Origin of the sequence: Bradyrhizobium sp. LLZ17, assembly GCF_041200145.1 — a bacterium.
In the GTDB taxonomy this organism is placed as follows: Bacteria; Pseudomonadota; Alphaproteobacteria; order Rhizobiales; family Xanthobacteraceae; genus Bradyrhizobium.
Map to the genome: position 1 here is coordinate 7300197 of NZ_CP165734.1, position 17730 is coordinate 7317926.

15 protein-coding genes are annotated in these 17730 nt (G+C 59.2%); 13 read left to right on the plus strand and 2 right to left on the minus strand.

Annotated features, from left to right (window positions below; genetic code table 11):
* From cpaB to AB8Z38_RS34790, 11 genes are all read left to right on the plus strand, one after another.
* Window positions 1-966, plus strand: a complete 966-nt coding sequence (gene cpaB / locus AB8Z38_RS34740) for a Flp pilus assembly protein CpaB (RefSeq protein ID WP_369722035.1) — start codon at window positions 1-3, stop codon at window positions 964-966.
* Window positions 966-2171 (plus strand): CpaE family protein, encoded by a 1206-nt coding sequence (locus tag AB8Z38_RS34745; RefSeq protein ID WP_369722036.1) that lies wholly within the window; start codon window positions 966-968, stop codon window positions 2169-2171. Before cpaB ends, AB8Z38_RS34745 begins: the two co-directional genes overlap by 1 nt.
* Window positions 2168-3631: a CpaF family protein gene (locus tag AB8Z38_RS34750; protein WP_369722037.1), complete on the plus strand. Its 1464-nt coding sequence runs from the start codon at window positions 2168-2170 to the stop codon at window positions 3629-3631. Before AB8Z38_RS34745 ends, AB8Z38_RS34750 begins: the two co-directional genes overlap by 4 nt.
* Window positions 3631-4557 (plus strand): type II secretion system F family protein, encoded by a 927-nt coding sequence (locus AB8Z38_RS34755; protein ID WP_369722039.1) that lies wholly within the window; start codon window positions 3631-3633, stop codon window positions 4555-4557. The genes AB8Z38_RS34750 and AB8Z38_RS34755 overlap by 1 nt, the downstream gene beginning before the upstream one ends.
* The gene (locus tag AB8Z38_RS34760; RefSeq protein ID WP_369722040.1) at window positions 4554-5450 is read left to right on the plus strand and encodes a type II secretion system F family protein; all 897 of its coding nucleotides are present in this window, start codon (window positions 4554-4556) and stop codon (window positions 5448-5450) included. Before AB8Z38_RS34755 ends, AB8Z38_RS34760 begins: the two co-directional genes overlap by 4 nt.
* 52 nt (window positions 5451-5502) lie before the next feature.
* A complete protein-coding gene (locus AB8Z38_RS34765; protein WP_369722041.1) occupies window positions 5503-6102 on the plus strand; it encodes an isoprenylcysteine carboxylmethyltransferase family protein in 600 nt (199 codons plus the stop codon).
* 128 nt (window positions 6103-6230) lie between these two features.
* The gene (locus tag AB8Z38_RS34770) at window positions 6231-6665 is read left to right on the plus strand and encodes a hypothetical protein (protein WP_369722043.1); all 435 of its coding nucleotides are present in this window, start codon (window positions 6231-6233) and stop codon (window positions 6663-6665) included.
* A 7-nt stretch (window positions 6666-6672) separates the two neighbouring features.
* Window positions 6673-8091 carry a pilus assembly protein TadG-related protein gene (locus AB8Z38_RS34775; RefSeq protein ID WP_369722044.1) on the plus strand — a complete coding sequence of 473 codons (1419 nt, stop codon included), beginning with the start codon at window positions 6673-6675 and terminating at the stop codon, window positions 8089-8091.
* Between the two features lie 833 nt (window positions 8092-8924).
* Window positions 8925-10580, plus strand: a complete 1656-nt coding sequence (locus tag AB8Z38_RS34780) for a type II and III secretion system protein family protein (protein ID WP_369726679.1) — start codon at window positions 8925-8927, stop codon at window positions 10578-10580.
* A 12-nt stretch (window positions 10581-10592) separates the two neighbouring features.
* Window positions 10593-10994: a hypothetical protein gene (locus tag AB8Z38_RS34785; protein WP_369722045.1), complete on the plus strand. Its 402-nt coding sequence runs from the start codon at window positions 10593-10595 to the stop codon at window positions 10992-10994.
* A gap of 174 nt (window positions 10995-11168) precedes the next feature.
* Window positions 11169-11717: a tetratricopeptide repeat protein gene (locus AB8Z38_RS34790; protein ID WP_369722046.1), complete on the plus strand. Its 549-nt coding sequence runs from the start codon at window positions 11169-11171 to the stop codon at window positions 11715-11717.
* A 62-nt stretch (window positions 11718-11779) separates the two neighbouring features.
* On the opposite strand, the gene AB8Z38_RS34795 is transcribed toward AB8Z38_RS34790, so the two are convergent.
* Together AB8Z38_RS34795 and AB8Z38_RS34800 are read right to left on the minus strand one after the other, a co-directional pair.
* Entirely contained in the window at window positions 11780-13954 is a 2175-nt protein-coding gene (locus AB8Z38_RS34795) for a spermidine synthase (RefSeq protein WP_369722047.1), read from the minus strand.
* 913 nt (window positions 13955-14867) lie between these two features.
* A complete protein-coding gene (locus AB8Z38_RS34800; protein WP_369722048.1) occupies window positions 14868-15668 on the minus strand; it encodes a sterol desaturase family protein in 801 nt (266 codons plus the stop codon).
* A gap of 741 nt (window positions 15669-16409) precedes the next feature.
* On the opposite strand from AB8Z38_RS34800, the gene AB8Z38_RS34805 reads away from it, so the two are divergent.
* Together AB8Z38_RS34805 and AB8Z38_RS34810 are read left to right on the plus strand one after the other, a co-directional pair.
* On the plus strand, window positions 16410-16700 hold the full coding sequence (locus tag AB8Z38_RS34805) for a DUF5658 family protein (protein ID WP_369722049.1): 291 nt from the start codon (window positions 16410-16412) through the stop codon (window positions 16698-16700).
* Window positions 16701-16782: 82 nt separating this feature from the next.
* On the plus strand, window positions 16783-17607 hold the full coding sequence (locus AB8Z38_RS34810) for a sterol desaturase family protein (RefSeq protein WP_369722050.1): 825 nt from the start codon (window positions 16783-16785) through the stop codon (window positions 17605-17607).
* Window positions 17608-17730: the final 123 nt, after the last annotated feature.

A 17730-nucleotide genomic window follows, 5' to 3' on the forward strand; every position in this document is an offset into this window, starting at 1 on the left:
ATGTCATCCGCATTGCGCGTCTCGATTATCGTGGTGCTATTGCTTGCTGCTACGGCGCTTGGGCTCATTGCATACAGCGTGAACCTGCCGAAAGATCCGGTTGTTGCGGAGGCGGTCGCGGAAAAGCCCCAAGTCGCGCGTGCCACAGTCGGCTACTTTGTTGCGGCACGCTCGCTTTCGAAAGGAACATTGGCGCGGGACGAAGATTTCACCGTGCGCCAGGCGGTGTCTGATCATGTCCCTGCAGGGGCAATCCTCGAAACGCCTGACACCAAGGCCGCACTTCCTGGTTCTCTGGTTCGCAAGTTCGTCGACGCCGGCAGCGCCATTACATTGCAGGACATCCTGCGCCCGAGAGATCGCGGCTTCCTCGCCAGCGTCCTGGCGCCGGACAGCCGCGCGATAAGCCTCAAGGTCGACGAGGAGACTGGCGTCTCGGGTCTGATCAGGCCGGGCGACAATGTCGATGTTGTGTTGACCCAGGTGTTCGAGAAGGCGGATCCGGTGCGTCGGGCTGTCAGCGAAACCGTACTTTCCAACGTGCGCGTCATCGCGATCGATCAGGAGATGGCGCAAGGCGGACGCCCCGTCAGCAATTCTCTTCCCGGTAAGACGGCGCAAACTGTATCGTTGGAGCTTAAGCCGGAACAGGTCAAGAAGGTCTCCGTCGCAAAGCAGCTTGGTACGCTCTCGCTCGTCGTCCGATCTGCGGCCGAGCAGTGGGAGAAGGCCGATACGGGTGCGACTTCCAGCTGCGATGTGTCGCCAGAGCTGGCCCGCCAGAGTGCGGTTGCCGGCCAGAGCACAACGGTCGCGATCTATTCCGGCCGCGAGCTCAAGCAATACTCGGTCAGGAAACAGGACCTGGACGACGACGCTCTTGTCCCCTGCGATGGGGCGACGGAAGCTGCGCGCCTCACGGCTGCTGCGGTGGGCGATGCTAGCAAGATGCCGGAGAAACGTTGATGAGTGTGAACATGGCAGTGGTGGAATCACCTGGAGAGACAACGTCCGCTCTGACACGCAACCGTATCGTCTGCTTTGTGAACGACGAGCTGAGCGCTGCTGCGCTACGCAAGGGGCTCGATGGCAGCAATCTGGTGATCCGGCGGGGCAGCATCCGTCATGCGACGCGCATGCTGGAGACTGAGACCGATCTGTTCGCGCTGGTGACCGACATCAGCGGGATCGATGATCCCTTCACGGAACTGGAACGGCTAGCCAGCGTCTGCCCGCCCGATGTGCGCGTATGCCTGATCGGCGAGAACAGGGAAATCACTTTCTACCGCGAACTGATGGAGACCGGCGTTACCGAGTATCTTCCAACGCCGATCACCCGAGACATGGTGCTGGACCAGCTCCGCCCGAAGCTGCTTGGCGCCGTCGCGCCCGCTCATAATGACCGCGGAGGACATGTGGTCTCGATCTGCGGTGCGCAGGGCGGCGCCGGAGCGACCAGCATCGCCATCAACCTGGCGCTGCAATTGGCCGAGACCACCAAGGCCAAGGTGGCGCTGCTCGATCTTCATCTGCAGGGCGGCGAGACCGCCGTGATGTTGGGTGTGCGCCCGGGCCCCGGGCTGCGCATTGCTCTTGAAAATCCCATGCGGGCCGACACGCTGTTTCTGGAGCGCGCGGCAATCGCGGTTAACGATCGGGTTTGCCTAATTTCCGGCGACGAAGACCTCGATGCCAAGCTCGACATCACCGAAGCTGGCGTCCGCCACGTGCTCGGCCTGCTTCGTCAGAGGTTCAACTACGTCGTTGTCGATGTGCCGGTGCCGTTCCCGGCGTCGATCTATCCGGTCATTCAGATGTCCCGTCAAGTGCTGGTTCTGCTGGAAGCGGAGGTGACCGGTTTGCGCAATGCGCATGCGCTACGCAACGCGGTCACCAACATCGCTGGCAAGGACCGGGTCTTTACCCTGCTCAATCGTGCGGATCGCGCCGGCGGTTTGCCCAGGGCGACGATCGTCAAGGCTCTGGGCGCAGAGCCGGACATGGTGATCCCGGATCTCGGCAAGGGAATGACCCAAGCGGTCAACCTCGGAATTCCGGCCCTCAAGCATGTATCCGCGCTGCGTCGTCACCTTGCTCCGATCGTACGTGAGATCGCCGGCGTGGGGGCGCCCAAGCGAAAGGGACGATGGAGAAGGTGGCTCGGGTTATGAAAAAGTTCGGCAGGCGCGCAGACGAGATGCCAACCCGTTTGCCCACACTGATGGCGAGCTCGTCGACGGTGGCGCCCGGCCTGCCGCCGGTGCTGCTCGCCACGCCGCTAACTGCGCCAAGTCTGGCATCATCCGCATCCGCGTCTAGTTCGGAGGCCCAGGCCCTGTCCGCGTCGGCCCCGAAGCGCGAAGAATCTTCAACCCATACGGTGATGTCGGCGTCGTTGCGCGAACGCGTCATCGAGCAGATCGAGCCGGCAGTGGCTGCGTCGGTCTCGCGCGAGGTCCTGCGGCGGCAGATCGAGGAAATCATCCACGGCATCGCCAACCAGGAGCGGCTGGAGCTGTCCGGTCGCGAGCAGCTCCGATTGGCGGAAGAAATCGCTGATGATATGACCGGGTACGGCCCGCTTCGTCAGCTTCTGCTTGATGAGACGATCAACGACATCATGATCAACGGGCCGAGCAATGTCTATGTCGAGCGGAGCGGTAAGCTGGAGCGTGTCGCGGTGCGGTTCCGGGACAACGACCATATTACCGCGGTCGCGCAGAAGATTGCTGCCCAGGTTGGCCGGCGCGTAGATGAATCCAGTCCGATGGTGGATTGCCGTCTCCCGGACGGCAGCCGGGTCAACATCATCCTGCCGCCGCTGGCCATCCACGGCCCCTGCGTCTCGATCCGAAAATTTCCAAGCCGGCGTTTGAACATCGCTGGAATGATCGAGAACGGATCGATGACCCCCGCACTCGGCCAGCTGTTGGAGATTGCCTCCCGCTGCCGGCTCAATGTCCTGGTCTCCGGCGGCACGGGGTCGGGCAAGACAACTCTGCTGAACGCCCTTAGCCAATTCATCGACCACAGCGAACGCATCGTAACGATCGAGGATGCAGCGGAACTGCAACTGCAGCAGCCGCACGTGATCAGCCTGGAGACGCGGCCGCCCAGCCTCGAGGGTACGGGGCAGGTAACGCAACGTGATCTCCTGTGGAACGCTCTGCGTATGCGCCCGGATCGTATCGTGGTGGGTGAGGTCCGCGGCGCCGAAGCATTCGATATGCTGCAGGCGATGAATACCGGCCATGACGGATCGATCTCAACGGTGCATGCCAATAGTGCGCGCGATGCGCTGACGCGCGTCGAAAACATGGTGCAGATGGGCCAGGTCAATCTGCCGTCGCGCGCAATCCGCGCACAGATTGTCGCCGCCCTCGATCTCATCGTGCAGGTCGAACGCATGCGGGACGGACAGCGCCGGATCGTTCAGATCACCGAGGTAATAGGCCTAGAAGGCGAGGTGATCACCACCAACGATGTTGCGCTGTTCGAGTACAAGGACGAGGATGTGCACGGGCGCATATCGGGCACATACCGATCCACGAACGCAGTTCCGAAATTCAAGAGCCGCCTTGTCTATTACGGGCTTGAGCGGGCCTGGGCAGAGGCGATGAGGCAGATCTGATGACGACACCCTTGATCATCGTTCTGGTGCTTCTGCTGTGTGCAACGGTAAATACTCTGTGGCTCGACGGGCGACAGAGGCGGATGGACCGCCAGCTCGAAATTGCTCTGCCCGCATCTCAGGCTGCAACCTTGGTGTCCATCCGGCGAGCGGCCAAGGCTTCGCGTTGGCAAATGTTCTATCAGCTCGTGAACTACAACGCCGAGATCGTCCACGCTTGGCATCCGGCCTACGTGTTTCTCGCCGGAGCCTTGGCCGCAGGTGGCGTGTTTTATGCCAATCGCATACTGCAACTCTCCGCGCCCACGCTATCGATCAGTGCCGCTGTCATCGCCCTCCTCGTGGTGCGAGGTCTGTTCGGATGGCAACGCAATCGCTTTATCAATCAGCTCTTCCGTCAGCTTCCCGACGCAGTTCAGTTGGTGACCAGCACCGTTCGATCGGGGTTACCCGTCAATGAAGCCTTCCGCGCCATTGCGCGCGAGATGCCACAACCAACATCCGGCCAGTTCGCGATCGTCTGCAGCGAGGTGGCTATGGGGAGGCCCCCGGAAGAGGCGGTCGAAGGTATTTATCGGCGAACCCTGGTTGCTGAATACGCGATGTTTGCAGTAACGCTCGCGGTCCAATTGAAGGCGGGCGGCAGTCTGGCAGAAACGCTGCAGATACTGGCCGACACTGTAAGCCAACGAGTTGCGCTGGCTGCGCGCGCGAAGGCTCTGGCCGGAGAAGTCATCTTCTCTTCGCGTGCCCTTTCGCTAGCGCCGCTCATCGTGGGCGGATTACTGTACCTGGTCAATCCACAGTCGATAGATTTGCTGTTCTATGACCCGACTGGAAACATGCTGCTGGCGTACGCAATCGCATCGGTGGTTGTTGGACACTTCGTGATACGATGGATGATCAAGCGGGAGACGGCGCTATGACTGCCGGTCTCGCATTCGCGGCGCTTGCCACGGTCGTTGCGGCCGCAATGTTTGTCCTGGTCATTCGCGAAGTGCATATTCGCGCGCTGGATACGCGCGTGTCGAACGCGGTGCTCGGCATCCCGGACCGCTCAAGCTCTACGCAGGATCTGGTCGGCTGGCTTTCCTCGATAGGCGCTCGCTACAAGCGCTTCTATGCGGAGGAAAATCTGGAGCAGCTCCGAACGATCATTCAGTCGGCAGGCTTTAACCATTATCAAACCCTTCCGATCTGGATTGGGGTCAAAGCCGTCAGCATGTTCTTGTTTCCGTTTGCGGCCTTCTTTGCGACACAGCTTCTCGGAAAACCGCTCTCCGACGTGATGATTTTCACGCTGATCGGTGTGGTCGTCGGAATCATGGGACCACGCTTAATCCTTTTCTTCATGAAACGGCGCTTTGATACAGCTATTCGGCTGGGGACGCCGGATACCATCGATCTGCTCGTTGTGTGCAGCGAGGCGGGGATGGGCCTCGAGGGCGGGCTTGAGCGCGTGGCGGATGAGATGAAGGAGACCAATCCGGCAATGGCTCAGGTATTGCGCGGACTGCTCGACGATCTCCGCATATTGCCGAGCCGTGGCGAAGCTTTCGAGAAGTTAGGCGCCAAGTCGGACGGGCTTCGCCGATTTGGAACGGTGATCGGTCAAAGCCTGCAGTACGGAACACCGCTGGGGCAGGCTCTGCGCGGTATTGCTGTCGACCTTCGGCGGGAGCGCATCACCAAGCTGGAGGAGCGGGCTCACAAGCTGGGCGCCAAGCTGACAATTCCGATGGTGCTGTTTATGCTTCCGGCCATGTTCGTCATTCTGGGCGCGAGCCCGTTTTTGCATCTGGTTCGTGCATTCAAGTAGGCAATTTATGAGCACCATCACTCTATCGAATAAGTCGACCTACGAGCGGACGATGCAGTTGCTCGGCGGCATGTGGTTCATGCTGCTGGCGCTCGTCTACGCGATCAAAATCGGATTGTTTTCCGATTCTTGGCTGATACTCGTGTCAAGTTTTTGTCTCGCCAGCTTCTACATTCTTCTCGGGGTGCTGGTCATGACCCGGCCACCGGCAAAGGCGCATGCTGATGGCTTGCTGCCGAGAGTGGCCGCCTTCGTCGGCACCTATATGCCATGGACGATCGGCTTCTTCGGCGAGACGGATAAGGCGTTACCAAACCTTGCATCCACGGTTTGCGTGTTGGCGGGCATGAGCATGATGCTCGTCACGATCAGGCATCTTGGCCGGTCGTTCAGCCTGGTGCCGCAAGCCCGTTTGGTGGTCCAGACGGGTCCGTATCGATGGATCAAGCATCCACTTTATTTGGCGGAAGAGATTGTGATATTCGGCGTGGTTCTCAAGGTCCTTTCGCCGCTGACGCTGACGCTGTTTGTGCTGCATATCGGCGTTCAAGTATGCCGGATCTATTACGAAGAAGACCTGCTCCGGCGCAATTGTCCAGAGTACACGAGCTACGAAGCCTCGCGCTGGAGATTGATTCCGTACGTGTGGTGATCGGCTGGCTCGTGAAATTCGTGGTGGACAGTCTATGATGAGATGTATCGGTCTAACTGGAGCGTAAAGGTGCCAACGTGATGCATTCTTTGCTCTGCCGAAAGCGGCTCGTGAGAGGCAGACATAACTTGATCGCGGATCAGCGCGGCGCTGTAGCGTTCGAAATGCCGTTCGTCTACCTTTTCCTGATCATGCTGATCCTGCTGCCGCTGGCCGATCTTGCCGTGGCCGGCTACCGGTACATATCGGCGCTCGCCGCATTGCGTGCGTTCGGGCAGTCCATCCTGTATTCCCCGCCACCTGACGTTACGAACGCCTCCAGTTGGGCGTCGACCGCGCTCGCCAAGGCCGATAGCCGCTTTCCGATCCCAAGCATTCAGCTGATTTGCGGCGACAGCAATGCGGTGTGCGCGTCAGGAAACTCCGATCCTTCGCTGGCGAAATATTATGTGTACTCAACAACGATCACGTTGGCGCCGATCGTGTTGACGTCGGTGTTGTGCACGAGCACCACGGGCAATGCGTGTTCGTTCACACTGACTTATTCAGAGCGATTTCAATAGGTGTCCCATGCGTAACATGCTTCGTTGCCGTCGAGGATCCGCAGCGTTTGCAACTGTGGTTGCCTTGGTACCGTTGATCGGCGTGATGGCGCTCGGCGGAGAGGCCGGCTCCTGGTACGTGACCAGGCAACGCGCCCAGGGGGCGGCTGATGCGGCGGCCTATTCGGGTGCCTTGCGGTTGGCGTGTGACAGCGCGCCACAGCCCGGCACAACCTGCAGCAATACACAGACAGTCGATTGGCGCGCCAAACAGGTCGCAGCCCAGAACTCGTTCTGCAATTCAGGCGACACCTCCTATCCCGGCGCCACCTGCGCGACGAGCCTTCCCGCAGGCGTGTCGAAGTCGGTCCAGATCGCCACGCTGACGTCGTGGAACGGGACTGCGGGAAATTTCGTTCAGGCCACCGTCGGTCAGCAGCAGCCGACATACCTGGCCCAGCTGCTTGGTTTATCGACGATCAACGTGGTCGCGACCGCGGTTGCCGGCGTTGATAGTTTGGCGAAACCTCCATGCGTCTTGGCACTGAAAGACGCTGTCACGTTCCAGGGGAGCCCTAAGGTTTCGTCGCCATCCTGCGGCATTTCGTCGAACAGTACGGCCGACAATGCAATTGGCTTCAAGGGCAATTCGGGCATCCAGGTGAATGCGCCGAGCTACACGGTCGGCGGTTGCTCCCAAACCGGCGGAAGCCAGTGCACGGGCGTGAAAACGTATCAGCAACCTATTCCTAATCCACTGAGTGGATTCGATACGGCAATCTCATCCCTAAAAACGTCTGATTTCCCTGATGGTGCATGCCCGGTCCCATCCACCAATACACCTCTCCCCGCGTACGGATCTCCAAAAAAATGTTACTATGATTTGTCCTCGAAGGTGTCTGGCGCGTTCACGTCTTTTAATAACAATTCGTACACTTTGAGCGGCATTTACTTCTTCGCTGATGGCGCGCTTACTATTGGGGGTAACGCCACTATCACGACTCCGTCCCCTGCAACAGCCACTCTAATATTGTTGCCCCCCAAGTTTATGAGCCCCTCAGATAATGGCGCGACGCTCGCTTTATCGGGGAATCCAACGATTCAGATCAGCGCGCCGTCAATCGTACTCGCGACGCAGGTGCCCGCTCCATTAGCGTCATCGACCGTGTTAAAGCTTATGACTGATCTTCTCATCTACGATCCCGAACCTTGGTCGAAAAAAGGCATCAATATCACGGGCAACTCGAGTAGCTATTTTGACGGCACGGTCTATGTCCCAAATACTCCCGTTACGTACGCTGGCAACAGCTCGTCGAGCGCCCCCGGTTGCTATCAGGTCATAGCCTACGCGGTGAATTTCATAGGCGATACGACGCTGGACAACCGCCAGTGCAAGTCAGATTTGGCCATAACGCCTAATGTTCAAACAGTGCGTTTGGTGCAGTGATGAGAAAACTCGACCAACGCGGGGTGGCAGCTTTCGAGTTTTGCATCGTCGGGGGGCCCTGTTCACTCTGATCTTCGCCATCTTTGATTTCGGGCGATATGCGATCACGGTACAATCGTTGCGCATGCTTGCGAGTGCCGGCGCGCGGGCGAACATCGTCAATTGCTACACGCCTGCTGTAATAGCCGGCACGTCACCGTCCGCTTGCACCACTGACTATCTATCGGCCCCAGAGAAGGAGGCCATTGCTCCCTTCCTGTATGCTGGCGGTTTCACGCCTACAGTGAGTACGAGCGCTGGGCCCTCTGCACTTACCGTGACGGCATCTTCCAACTTCACCATGCTGGCGCCGGTGTGGGGCACGTCCTTCAACGCTCCGAGCGTGTCCACCCAGATTCCGTTCTGAGGACACGATTCTTTGCGGAAGATCGGGAGCAGCGGGGCGCCGAGGCGAGCGCCAGAACGGCCTTGGTCTGTCGGCAGGCCGGCGATTAGCTCAGGCGGGCTATGGAAGTGGTGCCCGCCGGCAACATCTGCGAGTTTTCTCCGGGGTAGCCATACGTCAGCGAAGCTCTTTCCTTGCAATCAAGGCGCGTGGGGGAGGATGATCCCGGAATCGCCATTTTAGCGGCCCTGCACCGGGACATGTCCGGATCGGGCCGACGGGGGTGTACCCTGGCTGGGGGTGCCAGGGAATGGGAATTCGCGAGTAACTATTTGTACTCGGGCACACTGTAAGCTCTGCGGCGTGGTGCGCGAAGGAGAGTGATCAGGAAGTCGGAGGCCGTAAATCTACGGAATTGGCCGTCGGGAATGCGGCGAAGGGGATTCGGATGGTTGGTAGTCGCGTATTGGGTGGCGCGGGACACGCGATTGTGGCCTTGAGCATGATAGCTCTTGGCGCTTCGGTGGCCTTGCTTGATTCTACCGACCGCGCAGGGGCGGCAGAGCGGCGGCTCTCCTCCGGCAGCGTTTTCGTCAGCGAGGCGACGGAGGTCCAGCGGGTCAAGGTGAGCCTCAACAAGTCACGGACCTTCAGGGTCGAATCGGCCTTTGCGACGATCGTGGCCGGTTCGCCCGACATCGTCGACGTGAAATCCCTGAGCGATCACCTGATCTACGTCCAAGGAAAGAAGACCGGCACCACCAACGTCATCCTGTTCGACAGCTCGATGAAGCAGATCGGCATTCTGGATGTCGAGGTGACCCTCGATATCGGCAATCTGCAGCAGAACATCGCCTCGGGCACGGGCACGCGTGGCATTCGCGTCTCTGCGTCTGAAGGCCAGGTGGTGCTGAGCGGAATGGCTGCCGATGCGGTGGCCGCGGAGAAGGCGCTCGCCATTGCCAAAGGCAGCGTTCCCGAGGGGGGCATCGTCGTCAACGCGATGAGCGTTGCGGCGCCGCAGCAAGTGATGCTCGAGGTGCGCTTTCTCGAAGTCAGCCGGCAAGCGGGACGTGACCTCGGCGTGAACCTTTATGCGGCGAACGCCAACGGGACCAATGTCGCAAATACGGGGCTGGGCGGCACCACAAACGTGGGCCGGACTCCCATAGGCGGGATCAATACCAACAACAGCGCCTTGGGTGCCGGGGGAGGAGCGGTTGGCTCTCCTCCCACAGGCAGCCTTCCCGTGCTTGGAACGCTGGGGACGCTCATTGGGTCGGCGGGCGGTGTGGCTCCGGCCCCGTTTGGAAGCCTGCTGACCAGCCTCATCAGGACCAGCAACGGTGGCTCGGTGGATCTTCTCATTAATGCACTTGAGACGAAGGGCTTGGCACGTCGGCTGGCGGAGCCCAACCTGACCACGCTGTCCGGCGACGCCGCGCGCTTCCTGGCCGGCGGAGAATTTCCGGTGCCGATCCCGACGCAGTCGGCAGCCGGCTTTCCGACCGTGTCGATCGACTACAAGAAGTTCGGTGTCGAACTGGCCTTCGTGCCGACCGTGCTTTCGCGTGGCGTTATCAACCTTCGCGTCGAGCCCTCGGTCAGCGAGCTCGACTTCTCCAATGCAGTCACGATCCAGGGCACCACCGTTCCCTCGCTGACCCGCCGCGACGCGCGCACCACGGTCGAATTGCGCGACGGCCAGAGCTTCGCCATCGCCGGCCTGCTGCAGACCCGCAACCGGCAGGACGTGTCGCAATTGCCGTGGATCGGCTCGGTGCCTGTGCTTGGCGCTCTATTCGGCAGCAAGTCTTACCAGCAGGAGGAGACCGATCTGGTCATCATCGTCACGCCGCGCCTGGTCGCGCCGGCCGCGCCCGGCCAGCAATTGGCTTCGCCGCTCGACTCCCGCTTGCCGGCTAACGACGTCGATTTCTTCCTCAATGGCCAGATGGACGTTCGCAAGCGTTACGACGACTACGTCAATTCCGGCGGCGAGGTAAAGGGACCCTACGGTCACATCATCGCGCCGAACGCGATTGTGCCCGCTCCACCACCGGTCGTTGGTGCGAACCAACCGGTCGTGAAGACCCTGAACTAGAGGAGGCGAGGAATGACCATCAGATATCTGGCTCTGCTCGCACCGCTCCTGCTCGGAGGCTGCTACGGAGTTGCGGGGCACGACGAAATGGATCGCTACGTCCAGCGCTCCGACACCATCACGATGAGCGCCGGCAACGCCAAAGAAGTCAACGCCGTTACGCACACGATCCATCCGTGGCCGGCATATGTAGGCGATCGCCGGATCGCGTACGACGCGCGGCGTACGGGCGGTGCGGTGACGCGCTATGGCTATCAGCAACGCCCGCTGGATCAGCTTCCCGACATGGGCGATCCGACCAAGGCGATGGGCCAGGCGCCGCCCGTCACCACAATTCAGAATGTCAACACAACCGGATTGGGAGCGGGGACCGGAGGATCGGTGGCCGTCGGGGTAGGCGGAGGGGGCAGGTAACCAGCTGAAGGTTCAACCTCTCAGGTGCATCCGTCTGCTGGGATAGAGAGTTTGGAAGTGACGCTGTGACGTTGGGTTCTGGCGCTGACAGCGTTCGTCGCGCCGTCTGTTTCTCCTAGGTAGTTTTCACAAATGGTTTGTCGAATGACGCAGGGAAGTTGTCGGAGCTGGAGCGTGGGACGGGGATTACGGCGTCTCATTCCGGCGCTCGCCTGCTGCTGGTTAGCAACGGGCCTCGCGGCCTGCGACTACACGATGCGGGAGGCGGCGATCGTTGCGCCGGTGGATCCGCCGGGCGGCGATCCCGTGCAGGAGCCGACCGACGTCAAATATTATCCCTCCGATGAGCCGGTGCGGATGGGGTTAGAGCAATACAACCGCGGCAATTACGGAATCTCGCAGCGCTATTTCAAGGACGCCGTCGAGAAAGCGCCAAAGGATGTGACGGCCTGGGTCGGGCTCGCGGCTAGCTATGACAAGTTGCGTCGCTTCGATCTTGCCGATCAGGCCTATGCCCAGGCGATCAGGCTTGGCGGCGAGACCGTCCAGATCCTGAACGATCAGGGCTATTCGCTCATGCTGCGCGGTAATCTGGGTGGTGCGCGGCGAAAGTTCGAGAAGGCGTATTCGCTCGATCCGGGCAACCCGGTGATCGCCAACAACCTCGAGCTTCTCAATGGCAGCCGCAGGTTCATCGAGAGGCCGCCGAACAATCAGCCGTAGGCTTGACCACCGCCGCGGAACAGCAGCTTGATCGAGCTTCTGGAACGTAGCGGGTTGCTTGATCAGCGCCTGAGCTTGGCGTCGAGAACGGCACCGAGAATGTTTGCATAATCATCGGTCCATGCAACCCGCGAGCCAGGTTCGAGGCGCGCCCATCCCTGCGCCGGCAACTCGCCAAGATCCTCTACATCGCGGGCAAACACGACCACCTCGGATGCAGCCCGGGCGTCCTCCTGCGCCGTCACTGGAGGAATCTGAAGTTTGCCAAAGGCGACGAGGCCTTCTGTAAAGCCGACCGCGGCCGCCGGCCCCCGCAGCGCCATATGCCGGTTCGAAATGTGCAGAACGATGAGACCGTGAGCGGTGAGGTGCGCCAGATATCCGGCAAACGCTTCGCGGGTCAGCAGGTGCACGGGAATCGCATCGGAGGAGAAGGCGTCGAGCACGATCAGATCGTAGCGCTCCGGTGAGGCCGTTAGGGTGAGCCGCGCATCTCCGAGCACAATGCGGATATCTGGTGCACATTCCGACAGGAAATGGAACAGGAGCGGGTCACGAGCGATGCGGACCACTTGAGGATCGAGCTCGAAGAATGTCCAGTCCTCGCCGTCCTGGCGATGGCAGGCGAGGCTTCCGGTGCCGAGCCCAACTGCCGCTACGTGAGCCAGCGATCCGTGCGCACGGCGGGCAGCTACGATCGCGTCACTGATCGGCCCGCCGACATAATAGTACGTGGTCGGTTCGGGGCGGCCTTTGACCGGCGTCCCATCCGCATTGCGCACGCGCTCGGCGCCGTGCGCGGTCGTTCCATGCATCAGGAGGCGAAATTGTCCGGAGCGGTCCTCGACCACGCGATGCACCCCGAAGAAGCTGCGGACCTGCTCTATGGGCGCGAACAGGGGGTCGAGCTTGGCGATCACGAATGCTAGCGCCGCAAGGCTGAAGAATATGGCCGGTTGCCGACGCACCAGCACCATGATCCCGGCCAGCACAATGAGCGCGATATCGATGGGCAGCGCGGTGTTGGCTGGAATGCGAACGTGCAGCCAGACAATGCCGAACGTCAACGCAGCCAATGCCAGACCGGGGCCACTCTGCCGCAAAAGCCTGCGCAGCCCGCCGTCAAACGCGCCGGGCATTGCCAGCAGTGCGGCCAGCACCAGTATGGGATACTCGGCGACACCGTTGAATATGTGCGGTGCGATCAACCCGGCGAAGATGCCGCCAATCATGCCGCCGAATGAGGTCCACAGGTAGAATTCCGTCAGGCGTGCTGGGTCCGGCCGGCGGCGATAGAGTTCGCCATGGCAAGCCAGCGCTATCACCAGGAAGCTCGCGAGATGCATCACGAGCAGGACACCAAAATACGGCCGCACCACCGTAGACGCGGATGCGACGAGGACCACGGCAGCAAACGGCATCAGTTTCAGCACACGACTGTGCGCCACCCAGGCACGCTCGCGAAAGATCGCCACGAATGTCAAAAGGTAGGCCGACAGTGGCAAGACCCATAGGAATGGCGCTGCCGCCAGGTCGACAGAGATTGCAGCCGTGACGGCGATCATAAGACCCGCCGGGATCGCGGCCAGCACGGTCCACATCGCTCGTTCGGCAGTCGTGGGGACGGTGGCGGTTCCGGGGCTTGCCTGGTTGATCGAATGCTTGGCCGCACCGGCGACGATGACCGCCGCGGCCACGATCAGCAAGGTCAACAGAAAGTAGCCGAGCGACCATAGCTGGATCTGTGTTCGCAACGTCAGCAGCGGCTCGACGACAAAGGGATAGGTCATGAGTGCTGCGAACGAGCCCAGATTGGACGCCGCGTACAGAAGGTAGGGATTGGCAGCCTGCGGATGACCACTCGCCGCGAACCAGTTTTGCAGCAGCGGAGCGGTCGCGGCGAGCGCGACGAACGGCAACCCGATCGAGACGGCAAACAATGCCAGCAGCCAGAGTTCGAGCCCTTGCTGTGGCGCCGTTTCGAACCCTTGAGCGATGCCGACTGGCAATGTCGCGGCGGCAATTGCCAGCAGCCCGAGATGAACCAGAGCCGATGGTCCCGGCGACAGCGTGCGGCTGAGCACGTGGGCGTAGGCGTAGCCCAGCAGCAGCGCCGCCTGGAAGAAGACCATTGCAACCGACCAAATGGCTGCCGCACCGCCAAGCCGGGGCAGCACCATCTTTGCAAACATCGGTTCGATCGCAAACAGCAACAGCGCGGAGAGAAAAAGCGCCACAGGATATATCACAGGCGCAAGACGCAGTGCAGGTGCGGATATCGTTCGAAAATTTACCTGGCCATCAAAATGCATGATGTTTCTGGGACGTTATGCGGCGCGCGGTCCGAAAGTAACGTGTAAAATTTGCTGGCTGAAAACTGAAAGACGACGAAATCGCCGGGAGGTTAACTCGTCCCGGAGGAAAACACGTTCAGTATAGCATGATCGCGTGCGTTCAGGAAAGTTAACCTGAGGGTTGCCAAAAGTAGGTTAAAATCCTGCGGCGTATATCTAGTTTCGGAATCAGCACTGCGTTGAGCCGTAGGCTGTTTCGTTCTCCAATGATGATCGCACTGTTGCGGGTTTAGAATTTCGCGCCGATCGGTCGCGGTACCTCGTTCGTCGCGAGCACGGCACCGAAATCATTCTACCGCGACGCTGCGCGGAGGCTCGCCAACGTCCGCCTAAACGAGCGGCCCTGAAGTACTCTCTGATCAACCGAATCTCCTGCCCGAGAGACTGTTGGCTACGGCACCAGTCCTGTTCGCCTCAGGCCTGTCATGTTGGGGCGGCGTCTCGCTTCATTTCAGTCAAATCTGGCGAGACGTCACCTCATTGAAACCAGCTGGCGCGCCGCAATCGACCGAAATCACCTGCCTACTTCAAACCGACTGGCCGGTTCAGTTTGCGCCTGCGATGTTGATGAGCTTGTTCAGGTGTAGAGCAAAAGCTACTACGAAGCAGATATAGTGAAGGTTGTTGCTGCGCCAAAGCGACCACGTCACGATAAACGTCAAACTATGTTGTAGGGACAAGCCACCAAACACCTAACGACGGCTACATCAAGGGCTTTAACTCACCCAATCTCCGTGCAGGGATTTATGGCACGAGGTCCGCGTAGCCAGGACACGTTGAAGTGCCCAAGAGGCCTTCAGCCAAATTCATTCTTGGACTCCTGATGCCGAAGATGCCGGACCGGCCAGATCACACTGTTGATAATGTCCACTCGTTCAGCAGGCACAAGTCCCGTCGCGGGATACTCGTCTGGTTTCGGCACCCACGCCGTACCAAATAAAAAGTCCCAAAGCGGAAAAAAAGCGGCAAAGTTCTTGTCTCGGTGCTCCATCAGGACCGAGTGATGGATGCGGTGCCATTGCGGGTTGTTTATCCATGTCACGAACCGACCGAGCGGGATACGGAGGTTTAGATGAGCACAAGTGTCGGGGACAAAGAAGATCAATCCGGCGACCAAGGCCATATCCGCTGGGATCCGAAACAAGATCGCCAAAATTGGAAGAAAGGCGTCGGAAAGGACCCTCTCCAGCCAAAAATGCCGGCCAGCCGTGATGAACGTAAGGGCATTCGCGCTGTGGTGAAACGAGTGCATAGCCCAAAGGACGGGAATTGCATGTTGAAGACGATGGAACGTGTACTTGTAGAGATCGAGAGCAACCACAACGAGTGCTAGTGAGGCGTACCACCAATAACCATCAGTCGGTAGTGCAATCCAGCCAAGCCCGGTGAAGCTTGCGATCGTACCTGCGCATATTGCCGCGATCGGACCGAGCAGGTTTTCCAATCCGATGCTCACGATAACGGCTAACCAATCATCGCGAAACTCGGGACCCGGAACGGGCGCAATGGGCCACCATGTCTCCAAGAGACGAGTACCGTAGATGACACCTAAGTATATTGCCGCAAGACGAGCGGCGTCTACGATCTCACCCGACATGACGAATGTCTCGCCGCTTTAACGTTAGGCAGCCCTTTGCTTCGTCAGATCCTAATACAAATGAGAAAAGGGACAAAAATAACAAGCTCTGCCTTCAAAGAACAAGTAGTCCATACTTCCTGAAACGTTGCGCGAGCGCAAGCAGCGTTTTTTGACGAACTTTCCTCGCGTAAACAAGGCATGCACAACGCGCGGTCCCCGGCCGCGGTCGCGAAGGCTCGCGAGTGGAACGAGAGATTTTTGTTCGGACGAAATATCAGAGTTTGTTCGCTGTTTGTTCAAGTTGCCTGGTTTGAATACGAGCCCACTCCGGCGGCGCGTCCATCGGCCGGTGTCGCTTTCTGCAGACCGTGCCGGTAAGCGCAATCAAGATCTGGATGATCCATCAGCTCGACATGCTTGGTTAACGCTGCGCGAGCGGCGAACGTCCACGCGCATGAGGTTTGGCTCCAGACTAACATGGTCGAAAATGCTCTTCAGGGCCGTCGAAGTAATCGCCCGCGAACTCGCCGGCGCGATACGGCGGGAGAGCGGATGTCTTCTGCCTTTGCGCTGCGCGTGAAAAGGAACGATCCGGATGGGATTGAAATTGAAGGAACTGATCCGCGGGTAAAGCGCTCGGAGTTTAAGGAAATATAAAGTTGTTTTGGCTTAGAAAACGAACTTTGGATCGTAACCGAACTTTGGATCTTAAGGGTCCTGTGACCTAGCTTAAGGATCTTCAGCATCGAGGTCTTAATAATGAGCTGGATTAAAGCGTTCTTGCTAATCTTCTGCTTGTTGCTGGGTTGTGCCGACCTCGTAACGACGAACGTGATCCTCGATCTCGGAATGGGCGAGCTGAACCCGTTCATGAGGCTGGCTCAGACCTGGTTCGGCGTGTGGTGGCTCATTCCCAAGCTCGGCTTAACGTTTCTCGTGACGTGGCTGCTTTGGCGCAGCAAGAACGTTTACAACGTGGCTCTTGTCGTGGCTTTCTGCTCCACGCCCGTACTTAACAACCTCATCCTCATTGTCGCAGGCACGAGCTGAACCAATCACTTCGCCTCTTGCAGCGATTGGCGAATGAGGAAGCAAGTGCTAGACTTCCGCCCCTTTAAAGGCGGCTATTTGAATGGACGAGCTTTTTGGACTGAGTAGATTTTTGCTGACGCTTTTGATCTTCGTTCCGATCGAGCGACTATTTGCTGCGAGGCCTCAGAAGTTTTTCAGACGTGGCCTGCTAACCGATATGGCCTTCCAGTTTCTCAATGGATGGCTGATCATCCTCGGCGTGATCGCGATCGTCACGATGGCCATTGTGGTCAACCAATCGATACTGCCGTCAGTAGTGAAGCAGGCGATCGACGGTCTTCCCTATTTGGTCCAAGTCGTCTTGGTGATCCTGATCGGGGACTTCGGGGTCTACTGGACCCACCGCATCCTGCACGCCGTGCCCGCCATGTGGCACATCCATGCCGTTCACCACGCTGTCGAAGAACTGGACTGGCTCGCTGCGGTCCATCAGCACCCGCTGGACGTAGTATTCATGAAGGCCGGCTCGCTGTTTCCGCTCTTCGCGCTCGGCTTCTCCTCAGAAGCAATCGGGACTTACATCCTCGTCTACTACTGGCAGGCCTATCTCGTTCATGCCAACGTGCGCTTGAACTACGGCCCGCTGCGCTACTTCCTGGTGTCGCCGGAATTTCATCATTGGCACCACAGCAGCGAGATGGAAGCCAGAGACAAGAACTTTGCCGGGATGTTCTCATTCTACGATTTGCTGTTTGGAAGTGTTTACCTTCCCAAGGGGCAGAAGCCGAAGACATTTGGCGTCGATCATCCGATGCCATCAGGATATTTGGCACTTTTAGCGCACCCGTTTCTCGAATGGAAATCGAGGCAAAGACGCGGCGATCCTTCGGGTAGGACCGGAAATACAGGAAGCCCTTCTATCTGACACCAAGCCCGCGCGCCTTCGTTTGGCAAATACTTCGACGTGCTGCGGGTCGCCAACGCTATTGTTCGTCAGCATTAATCCGGACCTTCATCGAACCAAATAGCCTTTCGACCTCGCTCAGTC

Coding starts and splice junctions, on each gene's coding strand:
- AB8Z38_RS34750 (WP_369722037.1), top strand. CDS start 2,168: ATGAAAAAGTTCGGCAGGCGCGCAGACGAGATGCCAACCCGTTTGCCC.
- AB8Z38_RS34805 (WP_369722049.1), top strand. CDS start 16,410: ATGAGCTGGATTAAAGCGTTCTTGCTAATCTTCTGCTTGTTGCTGGGT.
- AB8Z38_RS34755 (WP_369722039.1), top strand. CDS start 3,631: ATGACGACACCCTTGATCATCGTTCTGGTGCTTCTGCTGTGTGCAACG.
- AB8Z38_RS34785 (WP_369722045.1), top strand. CDS start 10,593: ATGACCATCAGATATCTGGCTCTGCTCGCACCGCTCCTGCTCGGAGGC.
- AB8Z38_RS34800 (WP_369722048.1), bottom strand. CDS start 15,668: ATGTCGGGTGAGATCGTAGACGCCGCTCGTCTTGCGGCAATATACTTA.
- AB8Z38_RS34780 (WP_369726679.1), top strand. CDS start 8,925: ATGGTTGGTAGTCGCGTATTGGGTGGCGCGGGACACGCGATTGTGGCC.
- AB8Z38_RS34765 (WP_369722041.1), top strand. CDS start 5,503: ATGCAGTTGCTCGGCGGCATGTGGTTCATGCTGCTGGCGCTCGTCTAC.
- AB8Z38_RS34810 (WP_369722050.1), top strand. CDS start 16,783: ATGGACGAGCTTTTTGGACTGAGTAGATTTTTGCTGACGCTTTTGATC.
- AB8Z38_RS34745 (WP_369722036.1), top strand. CDS start 966: ATGAGTGTGAACATGGCAGTGGTGGAATCACCTGGAGAGACAACGTCC.
- AB8Z38_RS34775 (WP_369722044.1), top strand. CDS start 6,673: ATGCGTAACATGCTTCGTTGCCGTCGAGGATCCGCAGCGTTTGCAACT.
- cpaB (WP_369722035.1), top strand. CDS start 1: ATGTCATCCGCATTGCGCGTCTCGATTATCGTGGTGCTATTGCTTGCT.
- AB8Z38_RS34760 (WP_369722040.1), top strand. CDS start 4,554: ATGACTGCCGGTCTCGCATTCGCGGCGCTTGCCACGGTCGTTGCGGCC.